18 protein-coding genes are annotated in these 18,818 nt (G+C 63.4%); 9 read left to right on the top strand and 9 right to left on the bottom strand.

Annotated elements, in window-relative coordinates:
- Position 1: 1 nt before the first annotated feature.
- The 8 genes from NKI63_RS21685 to NKI63_RS21650 form a co-directional block, all read right to left on the bottom strand.
- A complete protein-coding gene (locus tag NKI63_RS21685; protein WP_352507335.1) occupies positions 2-535 on the bottom strand; it encodes an NADPH-dependent FMN reductase in 534 nt (177 codons plus the stop codon).
- Between the two features lie 33 nt (positions 536-568).
- Complete coding sequence (locus tag NKI63_RS21680; RefSeq protein WP_352479669.1) at positions 569-1,189, bottom strand: pyridoxamine 5'-phosphate oxidase family protein; 621 nt, start codon at positions 1,187-1,189, stop codon at positions 569-571.
- A gap of 67 nt (positions 1,190-1,256) precedes the next feature.
- Positions 1,257-1,931, bottom strand: coding sequence for a septation protein A (locus NKI63_RS21675; RefSeq protein WP_352507391.1), 675 nt, complete (start codon positions 1,929-1,931; stop codon positions 1,257-1,259).
- A 60-nt stretch (positions 1,932-1,991) separates the two neighbouring features.
- Positions 1,992-3,818, bottom strand: coding sequence for a signal recognition particle-docking protein FtsY (ftsY, locus tag NKI63_RS21670; protein ID WP_352479668.1), 1,827 nt, complete (start codon positions 3,816-3,818; stop codon positions 1,992-1,994).
- 11 nt (positions 3,819-3,829) lie between these two features.
- A complete protein-coding gene (gene mtaB, locus NKI63_RS21665; protein WP_352507333.1) occupies positions 3,830-5,131 on the bottom strand; it encodes a tRNA (N(6)-L-threonylcarbamoyladenosine(37)-C(2))-methylthiotransferase MtaB in 1,302 nt (433 codons plus the stop codon).
- Positions 5,131-6,015 (bottom strand): diaminopimelate epimerase, encoded by an 885-nt coding sequence (gene dapF, locus NKI63_RS21660; protein WP_352691079.1) that lies wholly within the window; start codon positions 6,013-6,015, stop codon positions 5,131-5,133. The genes mtaB and dapF overlap by 1 nt, the downstream gene beginning before the upstream one ends.
- A gap of 74 nt (positions 6,016-6,089) precedes the next feature.
- Positions 6,090-6,251 carry a DUF1328 family protein gene (locus NKI63_RS21655; RefSeq protein ID WP_031195454.1) on the bottom strand — a complete coding sequence of 54 codons (162 nt, stop codon included), beginning with the start codon at positions 6,249-6,251 and terminating at the stop codon, positions 6,090-6,092.
- A gap of 71 nt (positions 6,252-6,322) precedes the next feature.
- Positions 6,323-7,333 (bottom strand): MBL fold metallo-hydrolase, encoded by a 1,011-nt coding sequence (locus tag NKI63_RS21650; protein WP_352691078.1) that lies wholly within the window; start codon positions 7,331-7,333, stop codon positions 6,323-6,325.
- A 313-nt stretch (positions 7,334-7,646) separates the two neighbouring features.
- On the opposite strand from NKI63_RS21650, the gene NKI63_RS21645 reads away from it, so the two are divergent.
- Together NKI63_RS21645 and zapE are read left to right on the top strand one after the other, a co-directional pair.
- Positions 7,647-8,186, top strand: a complete 540-nt coding sequence (locus NKI63_RS21645; RefSeq protein ID WP_352479663.1) for a protease inhibitor Inh/omp19 family protein — start codon at positions 7,647-7,649, stop codon at positions 8,184-8,186.
- A 144-nt stretch (positions 8,187-8,330) separates the two neighbouring features.
- A complete protein-coding gene (gene zapE / locus NKI63_RS21640; RefSeq protein WP_352691077.1) occupies positions 8,331-9,539 on the top strand; it encodes a cell division protein ZapE in 1,209 nt (402 codons plus the stop codon).
- Positions 9,540-9,565: 26 nt separating this feature from the next.
- On the opposite strand, the gene NKI63_RS21635 is transcribed toward zapE, so the two are convergent.
- Complete coding sequence (locus NKI63_RS21635; protein ID WP_352691076.1) at positions 9,566-9,994, bottom strand: GNAT family N-acetyltransferase; 429 nt, start codon at positions 9,992-9,994, stop codon at positions 9,566-9,568.
- A gap of 232 nt (positions 9,995-10,226) precedes the next feature.
- Between NKI63_RS21635 and mdh the strand changes: the two genes are divergently transcribed.
- From mdh to odhB, 7 genes are all read left to right on the top strand, one after another.
- Entirely contained in the window at positions 10,227-11,195 is a 969-nt protein-coding gene (gene mdh, locus NKI63_RS21630; RefSeq protein WP_352507328.1) for a malate dehydrogenase, read from the top strand.
- A gap of 41 nt (positions 11,196-11,236) precedes the next feature.
- On the top strand, positions 11,237-12,433 hold the full coding sequence (gene sucC, locus NKI63_RS21625) for an ADP-forming succinate--CoA ligase subunit beta (protein WP_352691074.1): 1,197 nt from the start codon (positions 11,237-11,239) through the stop codon (positions 12,431-12,433).
- Positions 12,433-12,924, top strand: coding sequence for a hypothetical protein (locus NKI63_RS21620; protein WP_352691072.1), 492 nt, complete (start codon positions 12,433-12,435; stop codon positions 12,922-12,924). Before sucC ends, NKI63_RS21620 begins: the two co-directional genes overlap by 1 nt.
- Before the next feature lie 32 nt (positions 12,925-12,956).
- Complete coding sequence (locus NKI63_RS21615) at positions 12,957-13,328, top strand: cupin domain-containing protein (protein WP_352691071.1); 372 nt, start codon at positions 12,957-12,959, stop codon at positions 13,326-13,328.
- Between the two features lie 49 nt (positions 13,329-13,377).
- Positions 13,378-14,280: a succinate--CoA ligase subunit alpha gene (gene sucD, locus NKI63_RS21610; protein WP_352691069.1), complete on the top strand. Its 903-nt coding sequence runs from the start codon at positions 13,378-13,380 to the stop codon at positions 14,278-14,280.
- A gap of 131 nt (positions 14,281-14,411) precedes the next feature.
- Positions 14,412-17,399, top strand: a complete 2,988-nt coding sequence (locus tag NKI63_RS21605) for a 2-oxoglutarate dehydrogenase E1 component (RefSeq protein WP_254817845.1) — start codon at positions 14,412-14,414, stop codon at positions 17,397-17,399.
- 29 nt (positions 17,400-17,428) lie between these two features.
- The gene (gene odhB, locus NKI63_RS21600) at positions 17,429-18,730 is read left to right on the top strand and encodes a 2-oxoglutarate dehydrogenase complex dihydrolipoyllysine-residue succinyltransferase (protein WP_352691067.1); all 1,302 of its coding nucleotides are present in this window, start codon (positions 17,429-17,431) and stop codon (positions 18,728-18,730) included.
- The last annotated feature ends 88 nt before the right edge of the window (positions 18,731-18,818 follow it).

Here is an 18,818-nt window from a genome sequence, read left to right as displayed (position 1 = left end):
CTCAGCCAGCGCGGATGAACTCGGCGAAATCCGAAACGGCGCCGCGCATCGCCAGCCGGTTTTCCGGTTCCGCCAGGATTTTCTCAACCTCCGGCCGCCTCTTGCCGAGCAGCGCGATTTCGAGCGCTGCTTCGTCATAGAGCGCGAAAGACATTGTCCGCATGACCTCGACCAGTGCGGCGCGGGCAAACAGCGAGCGCGGCGAAGCATGCACCAGCATGGCTGGCTTGCCGACGGCGGCATCGCGCGACACCAGCCAGTCGAGCGCGTTCTTCAGGCCGCCTGGCACGCCGTGTGCGTATTCCGGGCAGGAGACGATGACGCCGTCAGCGGCGGTGACCGCATCGATCAGCGCCGCTGCTTGCGGCGGCGTCCGCTCGCCTTCGTCGTCGGGGTTGAAGATCGGCAGCCGACCAAGCCCGTCATAGACGGAGATGTGACAGTCCGGCGGCGCGTTTTGCGTGAGGGCCGCGACCAGGGCCGAATTGGTCGAGGCGGCGCGCAGGCTGCCGGAAATGGCGAGAATGTTCAGCAAAGGGACCGGCTCGGCGATTCGTTGCCGGGCACGCTACCACATGGTCTGCTTGTAATCCTCGTCAAGCCAGCGGTCGGTGGCCTCCGCCGTTTCGGCAAGCGCCAGCTGGTCGCGCAGGATCTGGCCGAGCGTCGGCAGCGTCGCACGGTCGTACCAGGTTTCGGGCTTCCACAGTTCGGAGCGCATGAAGGCCTTGGCACAATGCATGTAGGCAGCCTTGACCGTCACCACGACGACGCTTTGCGGTGCCTTGCCGTCGACCGCCAGCCGCTCGCGCAATGCCGCATCGACGGTGATGCGGGCATCGCCGTTGACACGCAGCGTCTCGTTCATGCCGGGAATGAGGAAGAGCAGCCCGACCGAGGGATTGAGAAGGATGTTCTCCAGCGTGTCGAGCCGGTTGTTGCCCGGCCGGTCGGGGATGGCGATGGTCTTCTCGTCGAGCACTGCCACAAAGCCCGGCCTGTCGCCCTTGGGCGTCACATCGGCATTGCCGGCGCCGTCGGACGAGCCGATCAGCACGAACGGGCTCTTGCCGATGAAGGAACGGCAGTGGCCGTCCAATGTCTTCAATTCCTTGCGAATCGAGCCGTCGGTCGGCCGAGGCGTCTTGTAGATCGTCCTCAGCTCGTCGCGCGTGATGATGAATTCCATCCACGTCCCCTCCTATTCTGACGCAATTCCCAGGGGAAACCGCTGCACAGACCTTTTCCTGGAGTTGCTACTTGCCGGCCTTTCCCGCTTTCTCGGTCTTGTCCTCGAGCGAATGGCGCAGGATCAGCGGCATCTGGCTGAAGGTGAACAGAAGCGTGATCGGCATGATGCCCCAGACCTTGAAGGTAACCCATGTATCGGTGGAAAAATTCCGCCAGACCGCTTCGTTGACAAGGGCTAGGAACAGGAAGAACAGGCCCCAGCGGAAGGTGAGCTTGCGCCAACCCTCGGCGTCGAGATTGAAGGCCGATTCGAAGACATAGCCGAGCAGCGATTTGCCGAAGAACAGGCCGCCGAGCAGCACGCCGCCGAACAGCGTGTTGACGATGGTCGGCTTCATCTTGATGAAGATATCGTCCTGCAGGTAGAGCGTCAGCGCACCGAAGATGAAGACGACGACGCCCGACACCATCGGCATGATCGGCAAGGTACGGGTCAGCAGCCAGGAAGCGATCAGCGCGACCGCGGTCGCGGCCATGAACAGGCCGGTGGCGACGAAGATCGGTCCGCCGAACTCGCCCAGCGCCGGGAATTTCTGCACCAGCCATGCGCCGCGCGCATTGGCGAAGAAGAATACCATCAGCGGGCCAAGCTCCAGTACCAGCTTGAGCAGCGGATTGACGGCTTCCTTCTTCTGCTTTTGCGGGTCGGATGGGTCGCGTTCGAGAATGGGTGGGCTCATAAGGTCCTTCTTACGCATGATTCAATCCAAAAAGCCTGCACCTTATTGGGATCATGCTCGTCAAGCCACGCCAGCGATCGCCCTGGCGAATTCGCTTGCGGAAAAGGGTTCGAGGTCGTCGACCTGTTCGCCGACGCCGATGAAATAGACCGGCAATTTATGCTTCGCCGCGATCGCCACCAGAATACCGCCGCGCGCCGTGCCGTCCAGCTTGGTCATCACCAGGCCGTTGACGCCGGCGACATTGCGGAAGATCTCGACCTGGTTGAGCGCGTTCTGGCCGGTGGTGGCATCGACCGTCTGCAGCACCGTGTGCGGCGCTTCCGGATCGAGCTTGCCCAGTACGCGGACGATCTTTTCCAGTTCCGCCATCAGTTCGGTCTTGTTCTGCAGCCGCCCGGCGGTGTCGATGATCAGCACGTCCGAGCCGGCCTCCTTCGCCCGCTCGAATGCGTCATAGGCGAGGCCAGCGGCGTCGGCGCCGAGCTTCGAGGCAATGACTGGCGAGTTGGTGCGCTCGCCCCAGATCTTCAGCTGCTCGATGGCGGCTGCGCGGAAAGTATCGCCGGCGGCGAGCATCACCGAGAGGCCGCCATCGGTGAGCTTTGCGGCGAGCTTGCCGATAGTCGTTGTTTTCCCGGTGCCGTTGACGCCGACCACCAGGATGACATGCGGCTTATGGCTGAGGTCGAGTTCCAGCGGCATGGCGACATGGGACAGCACCTTCTCCACCTCGGCCGCCATGATGGCGCGGACTTCGGTATCGGAGACGTCCTTGCCGTAGCGGCTGGCGGAGAGTGCATCGGTTACGCGCAAAGCCGTCTCCATGCCGAGATCGGCGCGGATCAGCACGTCCTCCAGGTCCTGCAGCGTGTCCTCGTCGAGTTTCCGCTTGGTGAAGACGCCGGCGATGTTGCCCGACAACTCCCGGGAGGAGCGCGCAAGCCCGTCTCGCATGCGCTGGAACCAGGAGCGCCTCGGCGTCGGTTCGGGCGCCTTCTGCGGCTCGGCTTTCTGCTCGACCTTCTTGGTTACGGTGACTTTGCCGGGGGCGGGCTTTGGCTCCGGCGATGGTTGCGGGACGGCCTCCGGCTCGGGCGCGATCTCGGCGAGCGGCGGCTTCGTCTCGACGGGCGCTGGCTGGCGGATCGGCGGCGGGATTTCGGCCGGCGGCGGCGCTTCGGGTGCTGGTGGCGTGATTTCGGCAGTGGGTGCCGCGTCTTGCGCAGGTTGGCGCTGCCCCTCACCCTCACCCGTTCCGGGGCGCGCCGCTTGTCTCACCCGTCCTTCGGACCCCCGTAAGGGACGGGGAGAGGGGGGCGTCAGCGCCGGAGCTTTTTCTTTGCCGCTTTCAAAACGAGGCTCGGCGTGACGATCAGCACCCTTCTCCCCGTCACTATACGGGGAGAACGTGCCTGCAGGCGGATGAGGGGCAGCGCCACGTTCGGATGGCGGAGGCTCAGTCTGGACGATTTCTGGCTGCGTCGGCTCTGGCTCAGGAATTTCCTTCGGCTCTGGCTCTGGGGCTGGCTCGGGAACGACGGGAGCGGCGTCTGACGCAGCCTGTTCAGCAGGCGCCTCTGGCTCCTCGACCGGAGCGGGTTCTGGCTGGGTGTCCGGCTCGACCAGAAGGGTCGGCGCAGGTTCGGGCTCGGCCTCTTCAACAGGCGCCGGCTGCGGCGCGGGTGCTTCCGCCTCGACCGGCGGTACGGCTTCGGGGCGAGGCTCTTCGCGTTTCAAAAACTCCGGAACGGTCTGCTCGGCGGCCGGCTTCAGCGCCTCCAGTTCGTCCCATTTGATCGGCGGCAGCGGTGCGGTCTCGTCGGGCCGCTCCTCGACCACTTCCTTCTTGCCGAACGAAAATATCTTCTTGAAAAAACCAGCCATGTCTTGCGCTCTCAGACGCCGCGGGCGGCAAGCGGCGCGGCGATCAGTCTGATACCGTCATGGCCGGCGATATCAGCCTCGACGATGTCGCCAGGCGCGCCCGCCGACAACACTGCCAGCGTAAACCCCTCGGTGCGGCCAAGGCCGTCACGCTCGACCAGGATCGACTGATGCGTTCCGGCGAGCGAGGCAAGATGGCGGCGATAGGCGGCCTCGCCGGCGGTGCGCAGGCGTGCCGCGCGTTGCTTGACGACGTCGCGGCGGAGCTGCGGCATGCGCGCGGCGGGCGTGCCTTCGCGCGGCGAAAACGGGAAGACATGAAGATGCGTCAGGCCGCATTCCTCGACGATCTCCAGCGAGTTTTCGAACATGGCGTCCGTCTCGGTCGGGAAGCCGGCGATGATGTCTGCGCCGAAAACGATACCGGGGCGCAGTTTGCGCACATCCTCGCAAAAGCGGATCGACTGGTCGCGGCTGTGCCGGCGCTTCATCCGCTTCAGGATCATGTCGTCACCCGATTGCAGCGACAGATGCAGATGCGGCATCAGCCTGGGCTCGGTGGCGATGGCGTCCAGCAGATCGTCGTCGGCCTCGATCGAATCGATGGAGGAAAGCCGCAGGCGCTTCATGTCGGGCGCCTGCTTCAGGATGGTCTTGACCAATTTGCCGAGCTTCGGTGCGCCAGCCAGGTCGGCGCCGAAACTGGTCATGTCGACGCCGGTCAGCACGATCTCGGCATAACCATTGCCGACGAGTCGCTTGACCTGCTCGACCACGGCGCCCATCGGCACGGAGCGCGAATTGCCGCGACCGTAGGGAATGATGCAGAAGGTGCAGCGGTGGTCGCAGCCGTTCTGCACCTGGACGAAAGCGCGTGCCCGGCCCTCGATGGCGTCGACCATGTGGGCGGCCGTCTCGCGTACCGAAAAAATATCGTTGACGCGCGCCTTTTCGGTGTCGTTGACGCCGAAATCCGGCAGCGCGCGATAGGAATGCGCCTTCAGCTTTTCCTCATTGCCGAGGACGAGGTCGACCTCGTCCATGGCGACGAAATCCTGCGGGCCGGTCTGCGCGGCGCAGCCGGTGACGATGATGCGGGCGGCCGGGTTCTCACGGCGGGCTTTTCTGATCGACTGCTTGGCTTGGCGTACAGCCTCGCCGGTGACGGCGCAGGTGTTGAAGATGATGGCGCCGCCTTCGAGGCCGCCGAGGCCCGCACTTTCGGCTTCACGCCGCATCACCTCGGATTCATAGGTGTTCAGCCGGCAACCGAAGGTGACGACCTCGATGCCCTTGTTGCCAAGAGGAGCCATCAGGCGGCGCTTTCGGTGTCGCGCGCCCACGCCCCGGTCGCCGGATCGAAGCTGCCGGAAAATTCCCATTCGGCGGCACCGGTGAGGATGACGTGGTCGTCGTCGCGCCACAGAACATGCAGCGAGCCGCCGCCGGGCGTTATCAGTGTGACGCTGCGGCCGGTGCGCCGGGTGCGGGCCGCGGCGACCACGGCGGCGCAAGCGGCCGAGCCGCAGGCCCTGGTCAGGCCGGCGCCGCGCTCCCAGGTGCGGATGATCATGGTCTCCGGCGAAGTCACCTGCGCGATGGTGATGTTGGCGCGCTCGGGGAAGATCGGGTGGTTTTCGAGCAGCGGGCCGAAGCGCTCGAGCTCGTAGGACCAGACGTCGCGGTCGACCCAGAAGATAGCGTGCGGATTGCCCATCGAGACGACCGACGGCGAATGCAGCACCGGGGCATCGATCGGGCCGATCTGCAGCTCGATCATGCGGGTGTCGCGGAATTCCTCGGCCAGCGGGATGTCCTGCCAGCCAAAGCGCGGCCTGCCCATGTCGACCGAGATCATTCCGTCGGCATGTTCCTCGGCGTTTAGGATGCCGGCGACTGTTTCAAAGGCAAATGTCTTCTGGCCGGTCTCGGCGGCGAGCGCCTGGACGACACAGCGCATGCCGTTGCCGCAAGCTTGCGCGCTGGTCCCGTCGGAATTCAAGATATCGATGAAAAAGGCGGTGCCCGGCGTCTTGGCGTCGTGGATCGCCATGATCTGGTCGAACCGGGTCGACGTGTCGGCATTGAGCGCGACGGCTGCCGCAGACGTCACGCGATCGGCACGGCCACGCATATCGGCAACGATGATTTCGTTGCCGATGCCGTTCATCTTGGCGAAAGGGGCCGCGCTTGCCATCGATCGAAAGGTCTCTTGCCGGTTTGGCGCCTATATGGCGGATAGCGGCAGAAATTACCAGCGCGGCGTGATTTTCACGTCACCGCGAAGACGCCAAGCACGATCAGCAGGAAGATGATCAGCACGATGCCGATGAGGATGCGCGCGCCAGTAGCGGCGGCTCCGGCCAGTGCCGGCATGCCGAGCAGGCTCGCCGCGGCCGCGATAATCAAAAGAATGATAATCCACCTGATCATAAGAGGCACCTCGCAACCGACAGGTTTGAACAACCTACAAACGTCTATGTGATGCCTCAGGTTCCGCCGCGCTAAACCTCCGGTACGTCCCAGACTTCGCCCGGCCGCAAGGCGCGAAAACGTTGCCGCGGCAGGCCGGCAGCATCGAGCGCTTCGCCGAGCTTTCTGGGCGGCTCCTCGATCGGCTCGTTGGTGAGCCGGAACGTGCCCCAGTGACAGCCGGCGGCATAGGCGGCGTTGCACAAAAGCATGCCTTGCACCGCCTCTTCCGGATCCTGGTGATGAGGCGCCATGAACCAGCGCGGCTCGTAGGCGCCGATCGGCAGGATGGCGAGGCGGAAGCCACCGTGCTTTTGCGCCATCAGCCGGTAATTGATGCCGCCATGGAAGCCGGTGTCGCCGGCGAAATAGATCTTTGCGTCGGGTGTCTCGACGACGAAACCCGCCCACAGCGCCATGCGCCGGTCGCGAGTACCGCGGGCCGACCAGTGATGCACCGGCTCGACATGGACGGCGACGCCATCGCCGATATCGACTCGGTCGCCCCAGTCATGCGCGGAAAGCCGCATACCGGGCACGGCGGCGCCGATGATTGTGTCATTGCCAAGCGGCGTCAGCAGCAGCGGGTCGTGTTTTGCCTTCAGGCGCTTCAGCGTGGCGAGGTCGAGATGGTCGTAATGGTTGTGGCTGACCAGCACGAGGTCGATCGGCGGCAAATGCGAAAAGGCGATGCCCGGCGGATTGACGCGTTTCGGCCCGGCGAAGGAGAGCGGCGAGACACGCCGCGACCAGACCGGATCGGTCAGGATGTTCAGGCCTGCTGTCTGGACGAGCAGCGAGGAATGACCGACCATGGTGAGGCGCAGCGCAGAACCATCGATGCGCTCGACCGGTCTTGCCGGCGGAAACGGGCTCGGATCCGCCGTCGGCCATTTCGAGCGCTCGCGGCTCAGTTGCCACTTCAACAGATCGGCAAAGCGACCCGGCGGCCGTCCGCCGGGATTGAAGAACAAGGTGCCGTCGAAATGATCGCTGGGCGGCCCGCTGTAATAGCGGTTGGCGGCTCTCTTTCTCGCGGCCAAGAAATCGGCTCCCTGCAGTTTGCTGATCGCCAAGAGATAATGCCGGAGCCGGCCCGCACAAGCATTGAGGTGAACGCCAAGGAAACGCCAAGGATTTGACGCCAGCGCGCCGTATCGCATCAACCGGAGAGGCCGGCCAAAGGCCAAGGCGCGACGCAATTCAGGCAATGTGCATTTTGCGACAAATTTGCAACATTAGCGGCGCAAACCGTATTTTAACCATATCGGGTTGAAATTTCGCCACCTTCTCCATCTTGGTGAGGGGGACATTGCGCGGACGGCTTCCCCAGCTCGATCCGACGGAGGTTGAAGAATGAAATTTTCGAAAACCGGCCTGCTGGCCGTATCGCTGGCCGCGCTCGTTGCGAGCGGCTGTTCGACCTCGCGGTTCTCATCGATGGACGAGCAGCAGCCGGCGCCGCTGGAAGCTGCGCCTGCCGGCAAGGTGACTGCAAACCAGTTGCCGCCACCGGCGACACCCGGCGCCGCCGACCCGTCGAAATTTCCGACTGCGCCGCAGAACACGCAGGTCGCCTCGCTGCCGCCCGACGGGACGGCGCCGGCCGGTGCGGCCGACCTGACCGCCTCTAGCGTCGCTGGTGTGTGGAAAGCAAGCGTGTCCGGCCAGAGCTGTCAGGTGGCGACGCCGCAGACCAAATTCGGGTCGGGCTACCGCGCCGGACCGCTGCATTGCCCGGCGCCGATCGACGGCATCAAATCCTGGAACGTCGCCGGCAAGCAACTGACGCTCTATGACGAGAATGGCGGCACGCTGGCACGGCTTTATTCCTCGGGCGGCGAGAAATTCGACGGCCAGACTTCCAACGGCCTGCCGATCTCGCTTACAAGGTAAGAGAACGGCCCCCATTGGTACGCAATTCCGGACGGAAAACCGCTACATACTTTTCCTGGAATTGCTCTCTTTTGTTTTTTACGCAATTCCGGACAGAAAACCGCTACACACTTTTCTTGGAATTGCTCCGGAACGACGTGACCGATGCATCTGCGTGACGGCCTCCAGACCCATGCGACCGTCAAGCAGCGCTATGACCATCTGGTCGAGACGGGCGCCATCGGGCGCGATCCGGCGCAGGAGCGGATCGCCGCTGCGCTCGACCGGCTGATCGACGAGATATCGGCAAAGCGGCTGGCGCATAAATCAAGCGCGCTGGGGTGGTTGTTCGCCCGCAAGCGCGAGGGGCACGAGGCGGTCAAGGGCCTCTATATCCATGGCGGCGTCGGCCGCGGCAAGACCATGCTGATGGACATGTTCTTCGAGCTGTTGCCGGTGCGGCGCAAGCGCCGCGTGCATTTCAACGATTTCATGGCCGACGTGCAGGACCGCATCCAGAAGCACCGGCAGGCGCGTAAAGAGGGTACGGTCAAGGAGGACGACCCGATCCCGCCGGTGGCGCGCGCGCTTGCCGAGGAAGCCTGGGTGCTGTGCTTCGACGAGTTTTCGGTCACCGACATCGCCGATGCGATGATCCTGTCCAGGTTGTTTTCGGCGTTGTTTGCCAATGGCGTGGTGCTGGTCGCCACCTCCAATGTCGCGCCGCAGGATCTCTACCGCGACGGCCTGAACCGTCAGTTGTTTTTGCCGTTTGTCGCTATCCTGGAGCGCCACGCGCACGTGCTGGCGCTGGACGCCGACAAGGATTACCGCCTAGACAAGCTCAGCCGCATGCCGGTCTACATCACCCCGGCCGATGCCGCCGCCGACCATGCGCTCGACGAGCTATGGGCGGTGATGACGCATGGCAGGCCGACGGCCGAGACGATGCTGACGGTTAAGGGCCGACACGTCGTGGTGCCGCGTACTGCCGGCGAGGCGGCGCGGTTTTCGTTCGCCGATCTCTGCGAGAGGCCGCTCGGGGCCCGCGACTATCTTGCCATTGCCAGCCGTTTCTCGACCATTGTCATCGACCGGGTGCCGGTGCTCGGCGAAGGCAAGCGCAACGAAGCCAAGCGCTTCATCCTGCTGGTCGATACGCTCTACGATCATCATGTACGGCTGGTGATGAGCGCCGCGGCACCGCCGGCGCAGCTCTATACGGCCAAGCGCGGCAACGAAGTCTTCGAGTTCGAGCGCACCGCATCGCGGCTGATCGAGATGCAGAGCCACGACTGGCTGGAGAACTGGGCGGAGAGGCAGAGGGCGCAGGGATCATCGACCGAGGCACGGCAGCTTAGGCGTGAGGGATAGTTAAGAGAGGCCGCTGCCGCCGGCGCCTATAACCGATAAACATACATGACGAACCCCTCCGCCTGCCCACGCGGCTCTTTTCGCGACTCGTAAAGTGCGCGAGCAGCAACATTGTCCGGCTCGGTGCCGACCCACGCCTCCTCACAGCCATGCTCGCAACCGAGTGCGAACATGGCGTCGAGCATCCTCGTCGCAATGCCCTGGCGTTGAAAGGCCGGCGCCACGCCGACCTCGTCTATGTAGAGTTCGCTCACCTTGTCCGGGTGGCGGTGGATGACGGCTGCGCATTGGCCAACGACGATGCCGCCGGCGAGGGCCACGACCATGAAATGACCGGGCTCCGCGAGATAGGCGGAGAGCCGATCCGGCCTGACCGGCTCGTCGAAGACTTCGTCGGCAACCCGCATCAAAAGAGCGTCATCGCCAGGAAACAGCCTTCTGATTTCCAGTGCCATTGTGTAGAATTCCTCTAGTCGGCGCCAGAATGTTGACGTTTACGTAATTCCCATTGTTTCTAACCGATTGAAATTATTCACTGCAAAATAATCGTTTGAATTTTTGTGCGGCCGGGGCTATTGCGTGCGGCGAATTTCGCGGTTCCGCAGCATTCCGGCCTCTTCCTCCGACGCCGTCATCAAATCGTCAAGGATTTGGGCGCCGTCATAGTCAAAGGGAAAACATCCTGACATGGCACGCAACAAGATAGCGCTCATCGGCTCGGGCATGATCGGCGGCACCCTCGCCCACATGGTCGGCCTCAAGGATCTCGGCGACGTCGTGCTGTTCGATATCGCCGAAGGCATCCCGCAAGGCAAGGGGCTGGACATCGCGCAGTCGTCGCCGGTCGATGGGTTCGACTCCAGGCTGACCGGCGTCAACGACTATGCCGGCATCGAGGGCGCCGACGTCTGCATCGTCACCGCCGGCGTGCCGCGCAAGCCCGGCATGAGCCGCGACGATCTTCTGGGCATCAATCTGAAGGTGATGGAGCAGGTTGGCGCCGGCCTCAAGAAATACGCGCCGAAAGCCTTCGTCATCTGCATCACCAATCCGCTCGACGCCATGGTCTGGGCGCTGCAGAAGTTTTCCGGCCTGCCCAAGAGCCATGTCGTCGGCATGGCCGGCGTGCTCGACAGTTCGCGCTTCCGTTATTTCCTGGCCGAGGAATTCAAGGTCTCGGTCGAGGACGTCACCGCCTTCGTGCTCGGCGGCCATGGCGATTCCATGGTGCCGATGATCCGCTATTCGACGGTTGCCGGCATCCCGTTGCCCGACCTCATCAAGATGGGCTGGACCTCGAAGGAGCGGCTCGACCAGATCGTGCAGCGCACCCGCGACGGCGGCGCCGAGATCGTCGGCCTGCTCAAGACCGGCTCTGCCTTTTATGCGCCGGCCGCCTCGGCCATCGCCATGGCCGAAGCCTATCTCAAGGACAAGAAGCGGGTGCTGCCCTGTGCGGCGTACCTCTCCGGCCAATATGGCGTCAAGAACACCTATGTCGGCGTTCCCGTGGTGATCGGCGCCGGCGGCGTCGAGCGGATCATCGAGATCGAGCTCACAAAGAACGAGCAGAAGATGTTCGACAATTCGGTCGCGGCGGTGCAGGGCCTGTGCGACGCCTGCGTCAAGATCGCTCCACATCTCGCGGCCAAGTAAGCCGGTAACCAAGCCCGCCAAGCAAGCTGGAGACATAGCGCATGAACATCCATGAGTATCAGGGCAAGGCGCTGCTGAAAGGCTTTGGCGCACCGGTGGCCGAGGGCGTGCCGGTGTTCAAGGCGAGCGAGGCGGAAGCTGCCGCCAAGGCGCTGCCCGGCCCACTCTATGTGGTCAAGAGCCAGATCCATGCCGGCGGCCGCGGCAAGGGCAAGTTCAAGGAGCTCGGGCCCGATGCCAAGGGCGGCGTCAGGCTGGCGAAGTCGGTGGCCGAGGTCGTCGCCAACGCCAAGGAGATGCTCGGCCACACGCTGGTCACCAAGCAGACCGGCCCGTCCGGCAAGCAGGTCAACCGCCTCTATATAGAGGACGGCGCCGACATCGAGCGCGAGCTCTATCTGTCGATCCTGGTCGACCGCTCGGTCGGGCGCGTCGCCTTCGTCGTCTCGACCGAGGGCGGCATGGACATCGAGGCGGTCGCCCACGACACGCCGGAAAAGATCATTACCGTCGCCATCGACCCGGAAAAGGGCGTGACGGCCGACGATGTGAAGAAGCTCAACGCCGCACTGAGGCTCGACGGCGACGCCGCCAAGGACGGCTCCACGCTGTTTCCGATCCTCTACAAGGCGTTTGTCGAGAAGGACATGAGCCTGCTCGAGGTCAACCCGCTGATCGTCATGAAGAGCGGCCGGCTTCGCGTGCTCGACGCAAAAGTGTCGTTCGACAACAATGCGCTGTTCCGTCACCCGGATGTGCTCGAATTGCGCGACACCACCGAAGAGGACGAGAAGGAGATCGAGGCGTCGAAATACGACCTCGCCTATGTCGCGCTCGACGGCAATATCGGCTGCATGGTCAACGGCGCCGGCCTTGCCATGGCGACGATGGACATCATCAAGCTCTACGGCGCCGAGCCCGCCAACTTCCTCGATGTCGGCGGCGGCGCGTCGAAAGAAAAGGTGACGGCGGCGTTCAAGATCATCACCAAGGATCCGGCGGTCAAAGGCATCCTGATCAACATCTTCGGCGGCATCATGAAGTGCGACATCATCGCCGAGGGCGTCATCGCCGCGGTCAAGGAGGTCGGCCTGCAAGTGCCGCTGGTGGTGCGGCTGGAAGGCACCAATGCCGAGCTTGGCAAGAAGATCATCAACGACAGTGGACTGAACGTGGTGTCGGCCGATGACCTCGATGACGCAGCCAAGAAGATTGTCGCGGCGGTGAAGGGCGACTGATGCATCGGTTGCTGGCCATAGCGCTCTGCGGCATGGCTTTTTGGGCCAGCGCGGCGACTTCGGCTGAAGATCCGGCATCGCCTGCCTGGATCGGCAAGCGGGTGAATTTGTTCATGAGTCTGTGCCCGGCGACCGCGCCTCGGTTCGGCAGGTTTAATGCGGCCGCCCGGAATAGCGGCTTCCTGGCCGGCGCGAAGGGACGTCTGATTTACAAAGCTACAGAAGTCGTTGCCTCGATCAGAAATTCGGGTGGCAGATGCGATTGCCTGGTTTCCTTTGGCACAGACAATCCGAAGCTCGCGGCGGATATGATCCTGAAAAGACTGCTTTCCAGATATGGTAGCAGGTTCCAGGCGGATGAAGATCCCAATTCCCTCGGGGAGCTCAAGACCGCAGACGGCAATCTGCCTATCCAAGTGGTGACTACGCGTGAGGCTAAGGGCCAATGGATCGGTGCTGTCGTTCACGGAAATAAAAAATGCCCAGCTTGAACACAGAACTTCATGGTCGAGGTCGCTAGGCGATGCCTCCACACAAGATAAACCTCGTCGAGGCGGCGGATGCGAAGATCAAGAAGGTCTTCGATCCGCATATTGCCGGCGACGTGAATGACAGCCAGGTCAAGATCGCCAAGTTCGGCGAGGCCTTCGACTGGCACGCACATGACAATGAGGACGAGGCGTTCCTGGTGCTGCGCGGCCGCATCGCCATCGATTTCCGCGACGGCACGGTGGAACTTGGCAGCGGCGAGTTCATCGTCGTGCCGCGCGCCGTCGAGCACCGGCCGCGCTCGCTGAGCGAGGAACCTGTCGTGCTGATGTTCGAGCCGGCGACGACGCTCAACACTGGCAACGCCAAAAGCGACCTCACCGTCGCCGACCTGAAGCGGTTGTGACCATGAGCGTGCGGCCTTCCCCGATCAACGGTTTTTAAAAAGGACCACCATGTCCATTCTCGTCGACAAGAACACCAAGGTGCTAGTGCAGGGCCTGACCGGCAAGACCGGCACGTTCCACACCGAACAGGCGCTCGCCTATCACGGCACAAAGATGGTCGGCGGCATCCACCCCAAGAAGGGCGGCGAGACCTGGACCGGCGCCAAGGGCGAGACGCTGCCGATCTTCTCCACCGTTGCCGAAGGCAAGGCGAAGACCGGCGCCAATGCCTCCGTCGTCTACGTGCCGCCGGCGGGTGCTGCCGAAGCGATCCTGGAAGCGATCGAGGCCGAGATCCCGCTGATCGTCTGCATCACCGAGGGCATACCGGTGATGGACATGATCAAGGTCAAGGCAAGGCTCGACCGCTCGACATCGCGGCTGATCGGGCCGAACTGCCCCGGCGTGCTGACGCCCGACGAATGCAAGATCGGCATCATGCCCGGCAACATCTTCCGCAAGGGCTCGGTCGGCGTTGTTTCGCGCTCGGGAACGCTTACTTATGAGGCGGTGTTCCAGACCACCAATGTCGGTCTCGGCCAGACCACCGCCGTCGGCATCGGCGGCGACCCGGTCAAAGGCACGGAGTTCATAGACGTGCTGGAGATGTTCCTCGCCGACGACGAGACCAAGTCGATCATCATGATCGGTGAGATCGGCGGTTCGGCCGAGGAAGACGCCGCGCAGTTCCTCAAGGACGAGGCAAAGCGCGGCCGCAGCAAGCCGATGGCCGGCTTTATCGCCGGGCGCACAGCGCCGGCCGGCCGCACCATGGGTCATGCGGGCGCGGTCATCTCCGGCGGCAAGGGCGGTGCGGAAGACAAGATCGCGGCGATGGAATCGGCCGGCATCAAGGTTTCGCCATCGCCGGCCCGGCTCGGCACGACGCTGGTCGAGGCGATCAAAGGTTAGTGAGTAGCGAGTAGTGAATAGCGAATAGGTAAGAACAGAGTAACGGCGCGAACCAGGGAAAATCCCTACTCGCTATTCGCTACTCTCTATTCGCTCTGAAAAGGAGACGGAGCGCGGCTCCGCGGACAAAAATGGCAAGACAAGATCAGGCCAACGACCAGTTTTCGCTTACCTCTTTCCTCTATGGCGGTAATGCCGATTATATCGACGCGCTCTATGCCGCCTACGAGGACGATCCCGCTTCGGTCGATCCCGAATGGCAGGACTTCTTCGCGGCGCTGAAGGATGACGCCGGCGACGTGCGCAGGAACGCCAAGGGCGCGTCTTGGGCCAAGCCCTCCTGGCCGATGCAGGCCAATGGCGAGCTGGTCTCGGCGCTGGACGGCAATTGGGGCCTGGTCGAAAAGCACATCGAAAAGAAGGTCAAGGACAGGGCAGCCGGCAACGGCGCAGCGCTTTCCGACGCCGACGTGCATCAGGCGACGCGCGATTCCGTCCGCGCCATCATGATGATCCGCGCCTTCCGCATGCGCGGCCACCTGCACGCCAATCTCGATCCGCTTGGCATTGCCAAGCCGCTGGAGGATTATAACGAGCTGTCGCCGGAGAATTACGGCTTCACCGAAGCCGACTACGACCGGCCGATCTTCCTCGACAATGTGCTCGGGCTGGAATTCGGCACCATCCGACAGATGCTCGATATCCTGACCCGGACCTATTGCTCGACGCTCGGCGTCGAATTCATGCATATTTCCGATCCCGAGGAGAAGGCCTGGATCCAGGCGCGCATCGAGGGTACCGACAAGGAGATCTCCTTCACCGCAGCCGGCAAGAAGGCGATCCTGCAGAAGCTTGTCGAGGCGGAAGGCTTCGAGCAATTCATCGACGTCAAGTACAAGGGCACCAAGCGCTTCGGCCTTGATGGCGGCGAGTCGCTGATCCCGGCGCTGGAGCAGATCATCAAGCGCGGCGGCCAGCTCGGCATGAAGGAGATCGTGCTCGGCATGGCGCATCGCGGCCGGCTGAACGTGCTGTCACAGGTGATGGCCAAGCCGCACCGCGCCATTTTCCACGAGTTCAAGGGCGGCTCGGCCGCGCCCGACGAGGTCGAAGGCTCGGGCGACGTGAAGTACCATCTCGGTGCTTCGTCGGATCGCGAGTTCGACGGCAACAAGGTGCATCTGTCGCTGACCGCCAATCCTTCGCATCTGGAAATCGTCGATCCGGTGGTGATGGGCAAGGCGCGCGCCAAACAGGACTATTTGTTCGGCCGCAGCCGCGAGGAGATCGTGCCGCTGGAGGAGCGTGCCAAGGTGCTGCCGTTGCTGCTGCACGGCGACGCCGCCTTTGCCGGCCAGGGCGTGATTGCCGAAATCCTCGGCCTGTCCGGCCTGCGCGGCCACCGCGTCGCCGGCACGCTGCATTTCATCATCAACAACCAGATCGGCTTCACCACCAACCCGCGCTTTTCGCGTTCGTCGCCCTATCCGTCCGACGTGGCCAAGATGATCGAGGCGCCGATCTTCCACGTCAACGGCGACGATCCGGAAGCCGTGGTCCATGCCACCAAGGTGGCGATCGAATTCCGCATGAAGTTCCACAAGCCTGTCGTGGTGGACATGTTCTGCTACCGCCGCTTCGGCCACAATGAGGGCGACGAGCCCGCCTTCACCCAGCCGATCATGTATCGCAAGATCCGCAACCAGAAGACGACGGTGCAGATCTATGCCGACCGGCTGATTTCCGAAGGCCACATCACCCAGGCCGAGTTCGAAAAGATGAAGGCCGATTGGCGGGCGCATCTCGAGCAGGAATTCGAGGTCGGCCAGCATTACAAACCGAACAAGGCCGACTGGCTGGACGGCGCGTGGTCCGGCTTGCGCTCGGCCGACAACCAGGACGAACAGCGGCGCGGCAAGACCGCCGTGCCGGTCAAGACGCTGAAGGAGATCGGCAAGAAACTGACCGAGGTGCCGAAGGATTTCGAGGCGCACAAGACGATCATCCGCTTCCTCGACAATCGCCGCCAGGCGATCGAGTCCGGCGAAGGCATCGACTGGTCGACGGCCGAGGCGCTGGCCTTCGGCGCCATCCTGCTCGACGGCAATCCGATCCGGCTGTCCGGACAGGATTCGGAGCGCGGCACCTTCTCGCAGCGCCATTCCGTGCTCTACGACCAGCGCGACGAGACACGCTATATCCCGCTCAACAATCTGTCGGCGGCGCAGGCCGGCTTCGAGGTCATCAACTCGATGTTGTCGGAAGAGGCCGTGCTCGGCTTCGAATATGGCTACTCGCTGGCCGAGCCGAAGGCGCTGACGCTGTGGGAAGCGCAGTTCGGCGACTTCGCCAACGGCGCCCAGGTGGTGTTCGACCAGTTCATCTCGTCGGGCGAGCGCAAATGGCTCAGAATGTCGGGCCTCGTCTGCCTGCTGCCGCATGGCTATGAAGGCCAGGGGCCTGAGCATTCGTCGGCCCGGCTCGAGCGCTTCCTGCAGCTTTGCGCCGAAGACAACATGCAGGTCGCCAACGTCACGACGCCGGCCAATTACTTCCACATCTTGCGTCGGCAATTGAAGCGGGACTTCCGTAAGCCGCTGATCCTGATGACGCCGAAGTCGCTGCTGCGCCACAAGCGGGCGGTGTCGACGCTGCCGGAAATGTCGGGCGAAAGCGCCTTTCACCGGCTGTTGTGGGACGACGCGCAGCTGCTGTCAGGCCAGGCCATCAAGCTCACCAAGGATTCGAAAATCCGCCGTGTCGTGCTCTGTTCGGGCAAGGTCTATTACGACCTCTACGAAGAGCGCGAGAAGCGCGGCATCAACGACATCTATTTGCTGCGCGTCGAGCAGCTCTATCCGTTCCCGGCCAAGGCGCTGATCACCGAACTGTCGCGCTTCCGTAATGCCGAGATGGTGTGGTGCCAGGAGGAGCCCAAGAACATGGGCGCCTGGTCGTTCATCGACCCGTATCTCGAATGGGTGCTGGCACATATCGACGCCAAGCATCAGCGGGTGCGCTATACCGGCCGGCCGGCCGCCGCCTCGCCGGCGACCGGATTGATGTCGAAGCATCTCGCCCAGCTTGCCGCCTTGCTCGACGACGCGCTTGGTGAATAGAACAGAACCGAAAGAAACGGACAGGCACAATGGCAACCGAAATCCGCGTTCCGACACTTGGTGAGTCAGTCACCGAGGCGACCATCGGCAAGTGGTTCAAGAAGGTCGGCGACGCGATCGCCGCCGATGAGCCGCTCGTCGAGCTCGAAACCGACAAGGTGACGGTGGAAGTGCCGGCCGTCGCCGCGGGCACGCTCGCCGAGATCGCCGTCAAAGAAGGCGAGACGGTCGGCGTCGGCGCACTGCTCGGCACGATTTCGGCAGGCGCCGGCGCGGCAGCCAATGCCGCCGCCGCTCCGGCAACGAAGCAGGAGGCGGTGTCGCAGGCCTCGGCTCCGACTGCGGCCTCGAGCGTCAAGCAGGCTGCGGCCGAGACGGCCAAGATTGCCGGCGACGCCGGCGCGATCGAGACGCGCACCATGCCGCCGGCGCCGTCGGCGGCAAAGCTGCTGGCCGAGCACAATCTCGCGGTCGACCAGGTGTCGGGCTCGGGCAAGCGCGGCCAGGTGCTGAAAGGCGACGTGCTCGACCTTATCGCCAGGGGCGCGCCGTCGCAGCCGGCAGAAATGCCCAAGGCCGCGCCTGTACCGGCACCCGTTGCCGCGCGCGCGCCGTCCGCTGCCGACGATGCGTCGCGCGAGGAGCGCGTGCGCATGACCAAGCTGCGCCAGACCATTGCGCGGCGCCTCAAGGAAGCGCAATCGACCGCCGCCATGCTGACCACCTTCAACGAGGTCGACATGAGCGCGGTGATGGCGCTGAGGAGCAAATACAAGGACGTGTTCGAGAAGAAGCACGGCGTGAAGCTCGGCTTCATGGGCTTCTTCACCAAGGCCGTCACCCATGCGCTGAAGGAGATCCCGTCGGTCAATGCCGAGATCGACGGCACCGACATCATCTTTAAGAACTACGCTCATATCGGCGTTGCCGTCGGTACAGAGAAAGGCCTTGTCGTGCCGGTTGTGCGCAATGCCGACCAGATGTCCATCGCCGAAATCGAGAAGGACATCGGCAGGCTGGGGCTTGCGGCGCGCGACGGCAAGCTTTCCGTCGCCGATATGCAAGGCGGCACGTTCACGATTTCCAACGGTGGCGTTTACGGGTCGCTGATGTCGACGCCGATCCTCAATGCACCGCAGTCCGGCATTCTGGGTATGCACAAGATCCAGGAGCGGCCGGTGGTGGTCGGCGGCCAGATCGTCATCCGGCCGATGATGTATCTGGCGCTGTCCTACGACCACCGCATCGTCGACGGCAAGGAAGCGGTGACCTTCCTGGTGCGGGTCAAGGAAAGCCTGGAGGATCCTGAGCGGCTGGTGCTCGACCTCTAAGGGGGCGGCCGACGTGGGCCGGAGCATGGATCTGCGCCGCCGGATGAGTTCGTGCCGTTTCCGGTCCGGTTTGTTTGTCACAATCTGC

Source organism: Mesorhizobium sp. M0410, from assembly GCF_040321435.1.
Lineage (GTDB): Bacteria > Pseudomonadota > Alphaproteobacteria > Rhizobiales > Rhizobiaceae > Mesorhizobium.
This window is presented reverse-complemented; position numbering and strand designations above follow the sequence as displayed.

What these genes read in the sequence shown, in the direction of transcription:
- zapE (WP_352691077.1), top strand. Translation starts at nt 8,331, where the DNA reads ATGCATCTGCGTGACGGCCTCCAGACCCATGCGACCGTCAAGCAGCGC.
- NKI63_RS21645 (WP_352479663.1), top strand. Translation starts at nt 7,647, where the DNA reads ATGAAATTTTCGAAAACCGGCCTGCTGGCCGTATCGCTGGCCGCGCTC.
- sucC (WP_352691074.1), top strand. Translation starts at nt 11,237, where the DNA reads ATGAACATCCATGAGTATCAGGGCAAGGCGCTGCTGAAAGGCTTTGGC.
- NKI63_RS21680 (WP_352479669.1), bottom strand. Translation starts at nt 1,189, where the DNA reads ATGGAATTCATCATCACGCGCGACGAGCTGAGGACGATCTACAAGACG.
- NKI63_RS21620 (WP_352691072.1), top strand. Translation starts at nt 12,433, where the DNA reads ATGCATCGGTTGCTGGCCATAGCGCTCTGCGGCATGGCTTTTTGGGCC.
- mdh (WP_352507328.1), top strand. Translation starts at nt 10,227, where the DNA reads ATGGCACGCAACAAGATAGCGCTCATCGGCTCGGGCATGATCGGCGGC.
- NKI63_RS21655 (WP_031195454.1), bottom strand. Translation starts at nt 6,251, where the DNA reads ATGATCAGGTGGATTATCATTCTTTTGATTATCGCGGCCGCGGCGAGC.
- dapF (WP_352691079.1), bottom strand. Translation starts at nt 6,015, where the DNA reads ATGGCAAGCGCGGCCCCTTTCGCCAAGATGAACGGCATCGGCAACGAA.
- ftsY (WP_352479668.1), bottom strand. Translation starts at nt 3,818, where the DNA reads ATGGCTGGTTTTTTCAAGAAGATATTTTCGTTCGGCAAGAAGGAAGTG.
- NKI63_RS21615 (WP_352691071.1), top strand. Translation starts at nt 12,957, where the DNA reads ATGCCTCCACACAAGATAAACCTCGTCGAGGCGGCGGATGCGAAGATC.
- odhB (WP_352691067.1), top strand. Translation starts at nt 17,429, where the DNA reads ATGGCAACCGAAATCCGCGTTCCGACACTTGGTGAGTCAGTCACCGAG.
- NKI63_RS21635 (WP_352691076.1), bottom strand. Translation starts at nt 9,994, where the DNA reads ATGGCACTGGAAATCAGAAGGCTGTTTCCTGGCGATGACGCTCTTTTG.
- mtaB (WP_352507333.1), bottom strand. Translation starts at nt 5,131, where the DNA reads ATGGCTCCTCTTGGCAACAAGGGCATCGAGGTCGTCACCTTCGGTTGC.
- NKI63_RS21605 (WP_254817845.1), top strand. Translation starts at nt 14,412, where the DNA reads ATGGCAAGACAAGATCAGGCCAACGACCAGTTTTCGCTTACCTCTTTC.
- sucD (WP_352691069.1), top strand. Translation starts at nt 13,378, where the DNA reads ATGTCCATTCTCGTCGACAAGAACACCAAGGTGCTAGTGCAGGGCCTG.
- NKI63_RS21675 (WP_352507391.1), bottom strand. Translation starts at nt 1,931, where the DNA reads ATGAGCCCACCCATTCTCGAACGCGACCCATCCGACCCGCAAAAGCAG.